16 protein-coding genes are annotated in these 14,331 nt (G+C 51.1%); 12 read left to right on the plus strand and 4 right to left on the minus strand.

Annotation, left to right across the window (positions count from 1 at the left end; all coding sequences use genetic code 11):
• Positions 1–4 precede the first annotated feature (4 nt).
• Together ABLV07_RS04790 and ABLV07_RS04795 are read left to right on the plus strand one after the other, a co-directional pair.
• Entirely contained in the window at positions 5–1,426 is a 1,422-nt protein-coding gene (locus tag ABLV07_RS04790; protein ID WP_015705987.1) for a DNA cytosine methyltransferase, read from the plus strand.
• Entirely contained in the window at positions 1,410–1,895 is a 486-nt protein-coding gene (locus ABLV07_RS04795) for a very short patch repair endonuclease (RefSeq protein ID WP_047040777.1), read from the plus strand. Before ABLV07_RS04790 ends, ABLV07_RS04795 begins: the two co-directional genes overlap by 17 nt.
• Here ABLV07_RS04795 and yedA read toward each other — a convergent pair.
• Positions 1,870–2,781, minus strand: coding sequence for a drug/metabolite exporter YedA (gene yedA, locus ABLV07_RS04800; RefSeq protein ID WP_032711950.1), 912 nt, complete (start codon positions 2,779–2,781; stop codon positions 1,870–1,872). The two genes, ABLV07_RS04795 and yedA, sit on opposite strands and share 26 nt — an antisense overlap.
• Positions 2,782–2,964: 183 nt before the next feature.
• On the opposite strand from yedA, the gene ABLV07_RS04805 reads away from it, so the two are divergent.
• The 3 genes from ABLV07_RS04805 to dgcQ all read left to right on the plus strand — a co-directional run bounded on the left by ABLV07_RS04805 (position 2,965) and on the right by dgcQ (position 5,899).
• On the plus strand, positions 2,965–3,876 hold the full coding sequence (locus ABLV07_RS04805) for a DUF808 family protein (RefSeq protein WP_015705985.1): 912 nt from the start codon (positions 2,965–2,967) through the stop codon (positions 3,874–3,876).
• A gap of 76 nt (positions 3,877–3,952) precedes the next feature.
• Complete coding sequence (locus tag ABLV07_RS04810) at positions 3,953–4,132, plus strand: DUF2158 domain-containing protein (RefSeq protein WP_015365895.1); 180 nt, start codon at positions 3,953–3,955, stop codon at positions 4,130–4,132.
• Positions 4,133–4,231: 99 nt separating this feature from the next.
• Positions 4,232–5,899, plus strand: coding sequence for a cellulose biosynthesis regulator diguanylate cyclase DgcQ (dgcQ, locus tag ABLV07_RS04815; protein WP_015365896.1), 1,668 nt, complete (start codon positions 4,232–4,234; stop codon positions 5,897–5,899).
• 326 nt (positions 5,900–6,225) lie between these two features.
• Here the strand turns inward: dgcQ and yodD are convergent, their stop codons facing one another.
• The gene (gene yodD, locus ABLV07_RS04820) at positions 6,226–6,453 is read right to left on the minus strand and encodes a YodD family peroxide/acid resistance protein (protein ID WP_015705984.1); all 228 of its coding nucleotides are present in this window, start codon (positions 6,451–6,453) and stop codon (positions 6,226–6,228) included.
• A 134-nt stretch (positions 6,454–6,587) separates the two neighbouring features.
• Here yodD and dsrB point away from each other — a divergent pair, with 134 nt between their 5' ends.
• Positions 6,588–6,776, plus strand: a complete 189-nt coding sequence (dsrB, locus tag ABLV07_RS04825) for a protein DsrB (RefSeq protein WP_015365898.1) — start codon at positions 6,588–6,590, stop codon at positions 6,774–6,776.
• 42 nt (positions 6,777–6,818) lie between these two features.
• On the opposite strand, the gene rcsA is transcribed toward dsrB, so the two are convergent.
• Positions 6,819–7,451: a transcriptional regulator RcsA gene (gene rcsA, locus ABLV07_RS04830; RefSeq protein ID WP_015365899.1), complete on the minus strand. Its 633-nt coding sequence runs from the start codon at positions 7,449–7,451 to the stop codon at positions 6,819–6,821.
• A 454-nt stretch (positions 7,452–7,905) separates the two neighbouring features.
• On the opposite strand from rcsA, the gene yedD reads away from it, so the two are divergent.
• On the plus strand, positions 7,906–8,325 hold the full coding sequence (gene yedD, locus ABLV07_RS04835) for a lipoprotein YedD (protein WP_162184289.1): 420 nt from the start codon (positions 7,906–7,908) through the stop codon (positions 8,323–8,325).
• Positions 8,326–8,365: 40 nt separating this feature from the next.
• Here yedD and amyA read toward each other — a convergent pair whose 3' ends face one another.
• On the minus strand, positions 8,366–9,853 hold the full coding sequence (gene amyA, locus ABLV07_RS04840) for an alpha-amylase (RefSeq protein WP_047739425.1): 1,488 nt from the start codon (positions 9,851–9,853) through the stop codon (positions 8,366–8,368).
• A gap of 201 nt (positions 9,854–10,054) precedes the next feature.
• On the opposite strand from amyA, the gene tcyJ reads away from it, so the two are divergent.
• The 5 genes from tcyJ to sdiA all read left to right on the plus strand — a co-directional run bounded on the left by tcyJ (position 10,055) and on the right by sdiA (position 14,327).
• Positions 10,055–10,855 (plus strand): cystine ABC transporter substrate-binding protein, encoded by an 801-nt coding sequence (gene tcyJ, locus ABLV07_RS04845; protein WP_015365902.1) that lies wholly within the window; start codon positions 10,055–10,057, stop codon positions 10,853–10,855.
• A 94-nt stretch (positions 10,856–10,949) separates the two neighbouring features.
• Complete coding sequence (dcyD, locus tag ABLV07_RS04850; RefSeq protein ID WP_015365903.1) at positions 10,950–11,936, plus strand: D-cysteine desulfhydrase; 987 nt, start codon at positions 10,950–10,952, stop codon at positions 11,934–11,936.
• A gap of 15 nt (positions 11,937–11,951) precedes the next feature.
• Positions 11,952–12,620, plus strand: coding sequence for a cystine ABC transporter permease (gene tcyL / locus ABLV07_RS04855; protein ID WP_059304996.1), 669 nt, complete (start codon positions 11,952–11,954; stop codon positions 12,618–12,620).
• The gene (tcyN, locus tag ABLV07_RS04860) at positions 12,617–13,369 is read left to right on the plus strand and encodes an L-cystine ABC transporter ATP-binding protein TcyN (RefSeq protein WP_032708677.1); all 753 of its coding nucleotides are present in this window, start codon (positions 12,617–12,619) and stop codon (positions 13,367–13,369) included. Before tcyL ends, tcyN begins: the two co-directional genes overlap by 4 nt.
• A gap of 235 nt (positions 13,370–13,604) precedes the next feature.
• Positions 13,605–14,327: a transcriptional regulator SdiA gene (gene sdiA, locus ABLV07_RS04865; RefSeq protein WP_020078446.1), complete on the plus strand. Its 723-nt coding sequence runs from the start codon at positions 13,605–13,607 to the stop codon at positions 14,325–14,327.
• The last annotated feature ends 4 nt before the right edge of the window (positions 14,328–14,331 follow it).

Here is a 14,331-nt window from a genome sequence, read left to right on the forward strand (position 1 = left end):
GGTTATGCCGCAAAATTTATCCCAAGAAAACCTCCTGTCTTTACCGTCAGGGGAACACGCGCAGGCGTTATTGCGCCAGCTGATGACGATATATGATGTCAAAACCCTGGTCGCACAGCTGGTCGCGGTTGGCGACCAGCACTGGAGCCCGGCGATACTCAAACGGGTGGCCACGGTGAGCCGTGCGGCAAGTAGATTGACTAACGCGGAGTGCGCTCATCTGGCGAGCCTGTTACCGGCTCCGCCGCGCCATCATCCAGACTATGCCTTTCGTTTTATCGATCTCTTCGCCGGCATCGGCGGCATTCGTCACGGCTTTGAAGCTATTGGTGGGCAGTGCGTATTTACCAGCGAGTGGAATAAACACGCCGTACGTACCTATAAAGCTAACTGGTATTGCGATCCGCAAGAGCACAGCTTTAACGCCGATATCCGCGAAATCACTCTCAGCCAGCGCGCCGATATCAGTGATGAAGAGGCGGCAAAGTCTATCCGTGAGGCGATCCCGCAACATGATGTACTGCTCGCGGGCTTCCCCTGCCAGCCTTTTTCCCTCGCCGGAGTATCCAAGAAAAATGCCATGGGGCGCGCTCATGGTTTTGCCTGTGAAACTCAGGGAACGCTGTTTTTTGATGTCGTCAGAATTATTGCCGCCCGCCGTCCGCCGATCTTTGTGCTGGAAAACGTCAAGAATCTGAAGAGCCACGATCAAGGAAGAACCTTCCGTATTATCATGCAGACGCTGGATGAGCTAGGCTATGAGGTGGCGGATGCCGATCATGCGGGCGTCGATGATCCAAAAGTGATCGATGGGCGTCATTTCTTACCCCAACACCGTGAGCGTATCGTGCTGGTGGGTTTCCGTCGCGATTTACAATTGCATGAAGGATTTACGCTGCGCGATATCGCCAGCCTGTACCCGCCGCAGCGGCCGACCTTTGGCGAGTTATTGGATCCCACCGTCGATGCTAAATTCATCCTGACGCCGGTTTTATGGAAGTACCTCTACCGTTACGCGCGTAAACACCAGGCGCGTGGCAACGGTTTTGGCTACGGTCTGGTCGACCCGACCAATCCAGGCAGCGTTGCGCGAACGCTTTCGGCGCGCTACTACAAAGATGGCGCTGAGATCCTGGTCGATCGAGGTTGGGATAAGCCATTGGGCGAAAAGCACTTTGACGATCCACAAAATCAACAGCGCCGCCCGCGGCGTTTAACGCCGCGTGAATGCGCACGGTTGATGGGGTTCGAAGCCCCGGGAGAATACCGTTTTCGTATTCCGGTTTCCGATACCCAGGCCTATCGCCAGTTCGGCAACTCGGTGATTGTTCCGGTGTTTGCCGCGGTAGCGAAGCTGCTGGCACCGCGAATTTCCGAGGCGGTAAAGCGGCGCGTTGCAGGAGATAGCGATGGCGGACGTTCATGATAAGGCCACACGTAGTAAAAATATGCGCGCTATCGCGACCCGCGATACGGCAATTGAGAAGCGGCTGGCGACGCTGCTAACGCAGGCCGGATTCACTTTTCGCGTTCAGGAGGCATCGCTACCGGGGCGGCCTGATTTTCTGCTGTCTGACTACCGCTGCGTTATTTTCACCCATGGCTGCTTTTGGCATCATCATCACTGTTATCTGTTTAAAGTACCGGCGACCCGTACCGATTTCTGGCTGAAAAAGATTGGCGCTAACGTACAACGCGATCGCCGCGACCTGGCGATGTTGTTAGCACAAGGTTGGCGGGTGCTTATTGTCTGGGAGTGCGCGCTCCGCGGGCGGCAGAAATTAAGCGATGATGCTTTATGCGATCGTCTGGAGGAGTGGATCTGCGGCGGTGGAAATTGCGCGCAGATCGACACTCAGGGCATTGGTTTTATCGATCCGATTGACAAGGCGTAACGGTGGAGCGGGCAGGGAAGAGATATTTACCCAGCGTCACCAACACGACCGCGAAAATAATCACCGCCAGCGCCAGCCATTCGATAAATGAGAGACTTTCGCCGCCAAATCCGGTCCCCAGCAGCACGGCGACAACCGGATTGACATAGGCGTAGCTGGTAGCAACCGCCGGCGTTACGTTACGTATCAGATACATATAGGCATTGATGGCGATAAGCGAGCCAAAAATAGCCAGATACGCAACGGCAAATATTCCAGACCAGGAGGGCATTTGGGTGAGTTTTTCGCCTGAGAACCAGGATGCCGCGGAAAGCACTATCCCTGCCGCCAGCATTTCAATCGCGCCCGCCATCATCCCGGTTGGTAATTCAATACGGGAACCGTAAACCGAGCCAAACGCCCAGCTCAGGGAACCAATCAGAATCAACAATGCGCCCCAGGGATTGCCACTGAGGTTGCCGCCGCTATTGAGCATCACTATTCCCGCCAGACCGATCGCAATACCGAACCATTCCAGCTTGCGCGTAGCAATGCCAAAGAAACGGCTGAAGCAGAGCGTAAACAGCGGTACGGTGGCGACCATCACCGCTGCGATGCCTGATGGTACATGCTGATGTTCTGCAAGAGTGACGAAGCCATTACCGACGGCAAGCAACAGAATGCCTATCAGTGCCGCATTAAGTAGCGGCCGGCGGGCCGGGAGTTTATGGCCGGTGGCCAGCAAATAGATGAGCAACACGCCGCCGGCAGAGAGAAAGCGGATCCCGGCCATCATCAACGGCGGCCAGCTGGCAACGCCAATAGCGATAGCAAAATAGGTTGAACCCCAAATGATATACAGCGCAAACAGCGCGCCGATAAGGGGTAACAGCTGACGGGTAGACATACTTCCTCGCGACGAAAAGAGATAGAAAGGGAACATATAGTTAACGTGAAAACTAACGTGCTGGCGAGCGCTTTCAATGTGCTTTTTTTGTTATATTTTTGTTGACTAATGACATCTCTGGGCGAGAGGGCACTTTTGCCTCATACTCTATGTTTCATAAACAGAAATTGAAGGAAGCACATTTTGGCGGGAAGTAGTCTTTTAACCTTATTGGACGATATTGCCACGCTGCTGGACGATATCTCCGTCATGGGAAAACTGGCGGCCAAGAAAACGGCTGGCGTACTGGGCGATGATCTTTCTCTCAATGCGCAGCAGGTCACAGGCGTAAGAGCCAACCGCGAGCTCCCGGTAGTATGGGGAGTGGCAAAAGGCTCGTTCCTGAATAAAGTGATTCTGGTGCCGCTGGCGTTACTCATCAGCGCCTTTATTCCCTGGGCCATTACACCGCTATTGATGCTGGGCGGCGCATTTCTCTGCTTTGAAGGCTTTGAAAAAGTGCTGCATAACCTGCATGCGCGCAAGAATAAGGAAGATCCGAAATTGCGCCAGCAGCGGCTGGAAACGCTTGCAGCTCAGGATCCGCAGGCCTTTGAACGCGATAAAGTAAAAGGGGCGATCCGTACCGACTTTATCTTATCAGCCGAAATCGTCGCGATTACCCTGGGTATTGTGGCTGATGCGCCATTGCTTAATCAGATCCTGATTTTATCCGGCATCGCCATTCTCGTGACCGTTGGGGTTTACGGCCTGGTGGGCGTCATTGTGAAGCTCGATGACATGGGATATTGGCTGGCGGAGAAGAAAAGCGCACTGGCGCAGTGGGTTGGAAAAGCGCTCCTGGCCATCGCGCCGCGATTGATGAAAATTCTGACTTTCGTCGGTACCCTGGCGATGTTTCTGGTTGGCGGCGGTATCGTGGTTCACGGCGTAGCGCCGCTGCATCATTTCATCGAGAATTTTGCCCATGGGCTAAGCGGAATGCTGGCATCCACATTGCCTGTGGCCGCTAATCTGGTGCTAGGATTTATCATTGGCGCTATCGTCTTTGGCGTCGTTAAAGCTATCACCGCGTTACGCGGTAAAGCGAAATAAATCCCTGCGCCGGCTACGCAAAATGGGCCGGGGTCGTCTAAGGTGAAACAGTTTCTTCCTGATACCGGAGGCAAAAATGGTCTTGTTGGTCAGTGATGAAGTCAGACGAAAAAACGGCGGACCGCGGATGGTCGTCACCGGCATTGCCGACGATATGGTCGAGTGCCGGTGGTATGACGGACAGGTCGTACAGCGTGAAGCCTTCCGTGAAGATGAGTTGGTCCGCGGCGAAGGGCAACATTCGCAGCATAATTAGATGTGCAGCGCCCGCTGGTGCGGGCGCTTTTAATATTGATTACGTTTGGACAAGGAGCGTTGATGTTGTTGGTTTCTTTGACCGTACTGCGAGTAAATAATGGATAAGCCGCTCTGGCCAAAAAAGTTTCATCGCCTCTTCAATCCGGGGCGAGTGGTCAATATCTGTTTCATCGTGGTGCTGTTCTTTTCAACGTTGCTCATCTGGCGAGAAATCCGCGTACTGGAAGAAGCCTACGTCGCCAACCAACGTAATAATCTTGAGAACGTGGCCCATGAAATGGATGGGCTGTTGCAATTTAATCTCAATCGTCTGCTCTTTTTCCGCAACAGCATGCAATCAGCACTGGAGAATCCGCTGGATTTCGCGATTCTGCGCCGGGCCGAACAGGAGTACATCAGTAAACGTCATGATCCCATCTGGTCAGTCGAGCTAAACAACCGGCGTACTCTGACGGTATACGGGGTTTCAGATTCTTTTGTCGACGCTGATGATCTGTTATCGCGTAATAATCCTCAGGCCAGCAATGAACTGATGGCTACCCTTGAGCTGGGCTATCTTCTGCGTTTGACCAATAACAACAGAATTTTCAGCGAGCGCATGTCCTACGTTTCTCGCAGCGGGTTTTATACCACTACCGATGCCCCGCGCAGTTCCAGCCAGGTGCTGGCGCAGTTCTCGCGAGATACTGGGTCAGCATGGTTTATGCGGCAAACCCAGCGTGATAATCCAGGGCGAGGGATCCTCTGGCAAACGACTCAACAAGAAGACGGGTATACGCAACCGCAGGTGGTTACGGCCTCGATTCCTCTTGATTATGAGCACTACTGGCTGGGGGTGCTGGCGATGGATTTTTCCATCCGCGACCTGCAGAATTTTCTGGTCAGTGCGGTAAAAGGAGGGCAAATGGGCGAGTATCAACTGTATGACAAGCAGCTCAATTTGCTCGCCTCTTCGGCGCCGGATGATGTCCTGACGCCGCTCTCGCCAAAGGAACAAGAACAACTTCGTTATGCGTTGACCAATGATAACCATGGCGGCATACGTCAGTTAACTCGCTATATCAGTTGGGAAAAGATCCGCAACTTTGACGGCGTATTGTTGCATATTCATACTTTGAAAGAGGGGGTGCGTGGTGATTTCGGGACCATTTCCATCGCCCTGACCCTGATGTGGTTAATGTTTACCCTCATGTTGATTGTGTCGTGGGGGGTTATTCGCCGTATGGTCATCAACATGAGCGTGTTGCAGGCGTCCCTTGAGTGGCAGGCCTGGCATGACGCATTAACGCGGCTGCTAAATCGCGGCGCTCTGTTTGAACGGGCGATCGCGGCGGCCCGAAGCTGCCGGCGGAATAATCAACCGATATCCGTCATACAGCTGGATCTGGATTATTTTAAAGGCATCAATGATAAACATGGTCACCAGGCAGGGGACCGTGTTTTGACGTTGGTTGGCAGTACTATTATGGGACAGATTCGCGAGCAGGATATTGCCGGACGCGTTGGTGGTGAAGAGTTCTGTATCGTTCTACCCAATACCCAACTGCCGCAAGCGCGTGCGATTGCTGAGCGTATTCGTCTGCGTATCCATAGCCGGGAGATATTGTTGCACAATAGCGTTAGTTTGCGGATCAGCGCCTCACTGGGGATAAGTAGTAGCGAGACATCAGATGAGTTTAACTTTGAGGAGCTGCAGTCGATTGCCGATCATCGCCTGTATCTGGCAAAGCAGAATGGACGTAATCGGGTTTGTTCGGCTGGGTAGGGCCTGGTAATGTGAGGATGCTCACCTTTATTGCCGCGTTGTTGCTCTTCGGTATGGGAAAATTCTTAAAAAACGCACGGCTCAAGCATACCGTTCGTATGAGAACGATGACAGGCAAGCCTTGTCGCGCCTGGGTTATTAAATAAGTTGTACATATAAGCCGCATTTCTCAATAATTCTCATCATGAATACTTCTTGTCATGCAAAATAATTGAGGATAATGTCTTCCATGCATCGGATTTCCCGGTGTAACGAATTTTCAAGTGCTTCTTGCATTAGCAAGTTTGATCCCGACTCCTGCGAGCCGGGATTTTTTTCACCTGAGCTTAGCGATTGGCTTCAGTAACGCTAAAGTCATGAATATCAAGCTCAAAGGCTTCGGCCAGCTCGCGCCATGTGTGTTCATCACGGCCATTGATACTGACATGATGCGGATCATCTTCACTACGATGTACTTCGCTTTCGCTAATCTCATTGATCGCCGCCAGCAGGGCATCGACATTAACGTCAATCCCGTCGGTATTCATCACACCGTGGTCTTTAGCGGATTTCATCATCACTACCTCGCTCGGCTCTGAAAGGGCCTCTTTAAGTATAGACGGTCTATAAAAACGCCAGTTGCGCTGGCTGAACGCTGCGTGAAGTCAGCTTTTGTTCTACACTGGCTCAAAACGAGAGGAGGCGAGTTATGCAGGTAAACGATCGTGTCACGGTAAAGACCGACGGTGGCCCACGTCGATCGGGGGTAGTACTGGCAATTGAGTCGTTTAGTGAAGGAACCATGTATCTTGTGGCGCTGGAAGATTACCCGCTGGGGATCTGGTTTTTCAATGAAGTGGGGCACCCGGACGGCATCTTTGTTGAGAAAGCAGAGTAGGCCCCCATTCAGAAACTGGCGGTAATCGCCGCCAGTTTGCCATCAGCGCATATTGACGTAAATGCCGGAAGTAATGTTTTCAGCCAACCGAACAATGTGGTAAATCACCTGTTTATTGTGCGTCTGGATTTTTTTCTTAATATTACCTTTATGTGACGAAACGGTTTTTGCTTTGATATTCATCTGCCTGGAAATATGTGAAGTAGCGTGGCCGGCCATCCACATTTGCAGCATATTCGATTCGGCCTGACTGAGCGATAGAGTGGGAATGCGGGTGCGTAATTGGTTTAGATTATTGGCGCTATCGGTCTGCAGATAATTACCCAGTATGTTATCAAGGTCTTTCGGCGTAAGGGATTTTGAGCTGATAAGTAAATTCTTGCGTACAAGTAAATAGTGATCAAAATGGATGTTGGCCAGCGACATAAAAATAACAAATAGAGTATCGGGGTAGGTGGTAATGATGTCGCGGATAAGTTGATTGCTCTCTTCGTGATGTATAAAACAGTCCTCGTTGAGAAACACAACCGCCGGACGCAGCGATTCGCAGCGCTCTTTCAAACTCTGTGCGCTACGCACCTCAATGATATCGCGCTTCTTTATTCCCCGGCTTGCCAGGTATCCGGTTAAACCTAGCCGGGTATAGCTGCACAAATCCATGATAATCGTTGACATGACCCATCCTCAATCAACACGTAACGATAATTCATCTGGCCCAGGCCGTGTGATGAAGTCCATTTTTGTAACACCTGACTTTATGCGAAAAGCATTAGCCAGGCTAAACTATTCGCTAATAATACTCATAATTTGCCAGGAATATTCTCAAAGTAAAGCTATAGAAAAAGAATAAACAGACCCTGACAGTAATAATGCCCGGTGTCGCGGCATGTCGTCGCCAGAATTGTAATTTATTTTCGGATTATCCTTATGGAGGGGCGGCCTATTAAATTGGCGTTGGCTGTATTCTATTCAAAAAATGCATTTGTCATTCAGGTTTCATACAACGAATAATAATCGGTAAGAATAAATGCTGAGATTGACGGCGAGGCTAAGCAACGGAAGCATTGCGCAGGGGTGGCGGCCTTAACGCTTTAATGCCACAATACTTTTTTATCGGTTTGTGGGATGGATGATGAAAAAGATTGTTATGGCTGGCGCGCTGCTTACCCTGGCCGGATGCGTTCAGGTTGATACCTATCAGGATGTGGTCAAAGCGCCGGCGCCTGCAGGGCTGGAAGGGTTCTGGCAATCGAAGGGACCGCAGAGCGCAATGGTAAGTCCTGAGGCGATTGCGACGTTTATCGTTACCAAAGACGGAGATACTCTCGATTGCCGTCAGTGGCAGCGGGTGATTGCTGAGCCGGGAAAATTAATGAACCGCGACAATCAGGTTTATAATGTGACCAGCAGCCTCGATATTTATCCTATTGAACGTAATGGAAACACGTTGGAATACGATCGAATGACGTTAACCCGTGTTGAACGCTTAACGCCGGAATGCGAGCAGGCCTGGAAAAAGAACCAGACGGTGAGTACAACCGCGCAGTAATCGATATTGGCGGGCCGGCTATAAAGCCAGCCCGCTGACCTCAAAGCACCTCTTCAATCACCCACACGCTTACGCTGCCTGCATTACAGGTGAATACGGCATTGCCCTCGTCATCAGTCTCAATAACCTCTTGTCGATTATTGAGAAAATCCTTCCAGCGTTTATTGGCATAATTCTCGCCAAGCGGTAACGTTTTCTCGCCATCGTCGCCGTTGGAGAGCACCACTACGCAGCCAGGATGTTCATCGGTGCCGCTGCGGCTGAAGGCGATACAGTTAGGATGATCGAACCACAGCGTTTGTACGCCGTGGGCGAAACGCTGACGCGCATCGATGAGTTCGTGAAGCTGCTCGATAACCGGCATCTCGATGGAGTATGTCTGGCCATCTCCGCCGGTATCTTCATAACTTGCGCCGAACAGGTCGGCGTAAAATACCGAGGGAACACCGTTTTCACGCAGTAAAATCAGCGCATAGGCTAGCGGCTTAAACCAGGCCTCGACCGGCGCTTCCAGCGCCTGAAGCGGTTGGGTGTCATGATTTGTGACCAACGTGACCGCATGGAATGGGTCGGCTTCCACCAGCGTCCCGGTGAAGATTTGACTCATGTCGTAATCGCGGCCCTGACGCGAGGCTTCATGGAATTTCATCTGCAGCGGCGCATCAAACAGCATGGTATTACCGTCAACAAGGTCGATGTACTGCTGTAGCTTATCCACCTCGTGTGACCAGTATTCGGCAACAATGAATAGCGGTTTATCGGTGGACTCCTGTACATGCTCAATCCACTCTTTATAAAACCATGCCGGAATATGTTTGACGGCATCCAGGCGGAAACCATCGCAGCCGGTCTGTTCAATGACCCAGCGGGCCCAATATTTTATCTCTTCGGTCACGGCATGGTTACGGAAATCGATATTTTCGCCCATGAGATAATCGAAGTTGCCCATTTCATCGTCGACCTGATCGTTCCAGCCATCGCCGGTGTAGTCATTAACAACTTTGAATACGCCATCTTCATCGGGATTTTCGATATGGTCGATACCGCTAAAACATTTATAGTCCCAGATAAATTGTGAATATTTGCCACCGCGGCCCGGAAAGGTATAGCGGGTCCAGGCTTCACATTCGATGATTTCTTCCGCGATTTGCGTGCGGTCCTGTTCATCAACGCGTTGTACGCGGATGCGTTCTTTCTCATCGGCGCCCATCTTGTGGTTTACGACGACATCAAGAAGTACGGCAATTTGATGTTCTTTTAGCGCATTAATCGCCGCTAACAGCTGAGCTTTATCGCCGTATTTGGTGGCAACCGATCCTTTCTGATCGAATTCACCGAGGTCGAAAAGATCGTAACTATCGTAGCCAACTGAATAACCGCCGGAAGCGCCCTTATAGGCGGGCGGCAACCAAATCATATTAATGCCAATTTCATTGAGATTTGGCGCAAGGGCTTCTACTTCCCGCCATAACTCGCCACCTTCCGGGTAATACCAGTGAAAACATTGCAACAACGTGGGATTTTTCATCTTCCATGCTCCTGGCGTCATCAAGCTGACCTTTGCAGTATGGGAGATAACTGGCAAATATGAATAATTTCGTTGCTTTTTCGCTATACCCTAAATAGCCGCATATATAATAAATTGGCATAAGATGTAGCGGATAGATGTTGGTAGGCTGCTGCTAAACGCCTTACACTACACGAAAATCTCATTATATTCGGGGTATCTATGAAATTAGCACTTCTGGGTCGTCAGGCGCTGATGGGCGCAATGGCCGTAGCATTGATGGCTGGTGTAAGCGTGAAAACCTTCGCCGCTGAAAATCTGCTTAATCAGGTCAAAGAGCGCGGCACGCTACGCGTTGGCCTGGAAGGTACATACCCGCCGTTTAGTTATCAAGGCGATGATGGCAAATTGACCGGTTTTGAAGTTGAGTTTGCCAATGAACTGGCGAAACACATCGGGGTGAAAGCCGATCTCAAACCCACCAAATGGGACGGCATGCTGGCTTCTCTCGATTCTAAACGTATTGATGTGGTGATTAACCAGGTCACTATTTCCGACCAGCGCAAGAAAAAATACGACTTCTCCACCCCTTATACTATTTCTGGTGTTCAGGCGCTGGTGAAAAAGGGTAACGAAGGCGTGATTAAAACCGCGGCGGACCTGAAAGGTAAAAAAGTCGGCGTTGGCCTGGGTACCAATTATGAAGAGTGGTTGCGCCAGAACGTACAGGGCGTTGATATCCGCACCTATGATGATGACCCGACAAAATATCAGGACCTGCGCGTAGGCCGTATTGACGCCATTTTGGTTGACCGTCTGGCAGCGTTGGATTTGGTCAAGAAAACGAACAACACTCTGGCTGTAACCGGTGAAGCATTCTCCCGTCAGGAGTCCGGGGTGGCGTTACGTAAAGGAAATGAAGATCTGCTGAAAGCGGTGGACACCGCTATTGCAGATATGCAGAAAGATGGCAGCCTGAAGGCGCTTTCAGAAAAATGGTTTGGTGCTGACGTCACTAAGTAACGTCTGAAGATGAAAAAAGGCGCTGATAACGGCGCCTTTTTTTATTTCGCCAGCAACTGCGTGCATAATAAGGATAACTGAGTCTGGAGGTGCCATGTCACTACAAAATTTAACGCGTTTTCCGCGCCTGGAGTTTATTGGCGCGCCGACGCCGCTGGAATATCTACCACGCCTGTCCGATCATCTCGGACGGGATATTTTTATAAAACGCGATGATGTCACCCCCATGGCGATGGGAGGAAATAAACTGCGTAAGCTGGAGTTCCTCGCCGCCGATGCGCTGCGCGAGGGCGCTGATACGCTGATCACCGCAGGGGCAATTCAATCGAACCATGTGCGCCAGACGGCAGCCGTGGCTGCGAAACTGGGACTGCACTGCGTCGCGTTGTTGGAAAATCCGATAGGCACGCGTGCTGAAAATTATCTGACCAACGGTAATCGCCTGCTGCTGGATCTGTTCAATACTCAGGTTGAGATGTGTGATGCATTAACCGATCCCAACGCGCAGCTTGAAGAGCTGGCGACACGTATTGAAGCTCAGGGATACCGTCCATATGTCATTCCGGTCGGCGGATCTAACGCCCTGGGCGCGTTAGGTTATGTCGAAAGCGCACTGGAAATCGCCCAGCAATGTGAAGGAGCGGTGGAGATCTCTTCGGTAGTGGTTGCCTCCGGTAGCGCGGGTACTCATGCCGGGCTGGCGGTAGGCCTGGAACAGCTGATGCCAAATGCAGAATTAATAGGGGTGACCGTGTCACGTAGCGTTGCCGACCAGTTGCCTAAGGTGGTGACGCTGCAGCAGGCCGTTGCCAACAGTCTTGAGCTGCAGGCCAAAGCGGAGATTACCTTGTGGGATGATTATTTTGCTCCCGGATACGGTACGCCCAATGAAGAAGGCATGGAAGCGGTGAAACTGCTGGCGCAGCTGGAAGGTATCCTGCTGGATCCGGTTTATACCGGAAAGGCCATGGCCGGGCTGATTGACGGCATTAATCAGAACCGCTTTAAGGATGAGGGGCCGATTCTGTTTATCCATACCGGTGGCGCGCCTGCGCTGTTTGCTTATCATCCGCACGTCTAATGCAGAATAAATCGAATGCAAGAAAGTATCCAACTGGTCATTGACTCCGCGCCTTACCTGTTAAAGGGCGCGGTTTTTACGTTACAGCTGAGCATCGGTGGCATGTTCTTCGGCCTGCTGCTGGGCTTTATCCTCGCACTGATGCGCATGTCGCCAATCTGGCCGGTCAGATGGCTGGCGCGGATGTATATCTCGATTTTCCGCGGCACCCCGCTGATTGCCCAACTGTTCATGATCTATTACGGTTTGCCGCAGTTCGGCATTGAGCTGGATCCGATTCCGGCGGCGATGATTGGCCTGTCATTGAATACAGCGGCCTATGCGGCGGAAACGCTGCGCGCGGCGATTGCCTCTATAGACAAAGGGCAGTGGGAAGCCGCCGCCAGTATCGGCATGACGCCGTGGCAGACTTTGCGTCGGGCTATTTTACCGCAGGCTGCCCGCGTGGCGCTGCCGCCGCTCTCTAACAGCTTTATCAGCCTTGTCAAAGATACTTCGCTGGCGGCGACGATTCAGGTACCGGAACTGTTCCGCCAGGCACAGTTAATTACCTCACGTACGCTGGAAGTATTTACGATGTATCTGGCCGCCTCGCTGATCTATTGGGTGATGGCGACCGTACTATCAACCTTGCAGAATTATTTTGAAAATCAGCTGAATCGCCAGGAGCGTGATCCAAAATGAGTGCGATTGAAGTCAAAAAACTGGTGAAAAAATTCCACGGGCAGACCGTGCTGCACGGTATCGATCTTGAGGTTCAGGAAGGGGAGGTCGTGGCGATTATCGGCCCAAGCGGCTCTGGTAAAACCACGCTGTTGCGCAGCATTAACCTGCTTGAACACCCCGAAAGTGGTACCATTCGCGTGGGCGATGTGACTATCGATACTTCGCGTAGTATTGGCCAGCAAAAAGGGTTGATCCGCCGTTTGCGACAGCATGTTGGCTTTGTGTTCCAGAACTTCAATCTGTTTCCGCACCGAACGGTGCTGGAAAATATTATTGAAGGGCCGGTTATCGTCAAAGGCGAAGATAAGAACGAGGCTATTTCTCTGGCGCGTGAACTGCTGGCAAAGGTAGGGCTGTCGGGAAAAGAGAATAGCTATCCGCGTCGTTTATCCGGCGGGCAGCAGCAGCGTGTGGCGATTGCCCGCGCGTTAGCAATGCGCCCGGATGTTATTCTTTTTGATGAGCCAACTTCTGCATTGGATCCAGAGTTAGTGGGCGAGGTACTCAACACCATCCGTCAACTGGCGCAGGAAAAGCGCACCATGGTTATTGTCACCCATGAGATGAGTTTCGCTCGCGATGTCGCCGACCGCGCCATTTTCATGGATCAGGGGCGTATCGTCGAACAAGGTAAGGCCAGAGAGCTATTTGCTAACCCGCAGCAGCCGCGTACTCGTCAGTTCCTCGAAAAATTTCTCATGCAATAACACTTCTCTCTCATCGTGGTCCTCACATTTGGCTGGGGGCCGCGATCGGACAACCTGCCAATCACCGCCGTTGCTGGCGTGGCAGAACATATTTTCTTCCTTAGTTCGATAAATAATCGTCAGCGAAAATCGAATAATGCGATGGCTACGTTATTTTATACATATAAATAAGATTTATGTGTTAGTTTTATGTATTTATAATAATGATTATCAATCAGGGGTTATTTGGTAGGCTATGAGGGACATTGATTTTTTCAGCTGGCGGCGGGAAATGCTGCAACAATTCCAGTCAACTCATGATGGGGATTCGGTTTATAACCTTCTCCAACAGCAAACAGAAGAACTGGAATACGACTACTACGCACTCTGTGTGCGCCATCCGGTGCCTTTTACACGCCCGAAACTGACGTTGCAATCAACTTATCCTCAGGCCTGGATGTCACATTATCAGGCGGAGAATTATTTTGCTATTGATCCGGTATTACGCAGAGAAAATTTTCTTCGTGGACATCTACCATGGAATGACCAGCTTTTTTGCGAGACCCCAGAATTGTGGAATGGCGCGCGCGATCATGGTTTAAATAAAGGCGTGACGCAGTGTCTGACCTTGCCAAATCATGCGTTGGGCTTCTTATCGGTTTCTGCTAAAAATGCGCAGCCGGGTCCGTATCACGAGGACGAATTAGAGTTACGTCTAAGAACGCTGACCGAGCTTAGCCTGCTGGCGTTGCTGCGGCTGGAGGATGAAATGGTGATGCCGCCGGAGATGAAGTTTAGCCGGCGCGAGCTGGAGATCCTAAAATGGACCGCAGAAGGAAAGACCTCGGCAGAGGTGGCGATGATATTGTCTATTTCAGAAAATACGGTCAATTTTCATCAGAAGAATATGCAGCGGAAATTTAACGCCCCCAACAAAACGCAAATTGCCTGTTATGCCGTCGCAACAGGATTAATTTGAGCGA

The sequence above is a fragment of the Klebsiella sp. CN_Kp097 genome (assembly GCF_040064495.1).
GTDB classification, from domain to species: Bacteria; Pseudomonadota; Gammaproteobacteria; order Enterobacterales; family Enterobacteriaceae; genus Klebsiella; species Klebsiella aerogenes.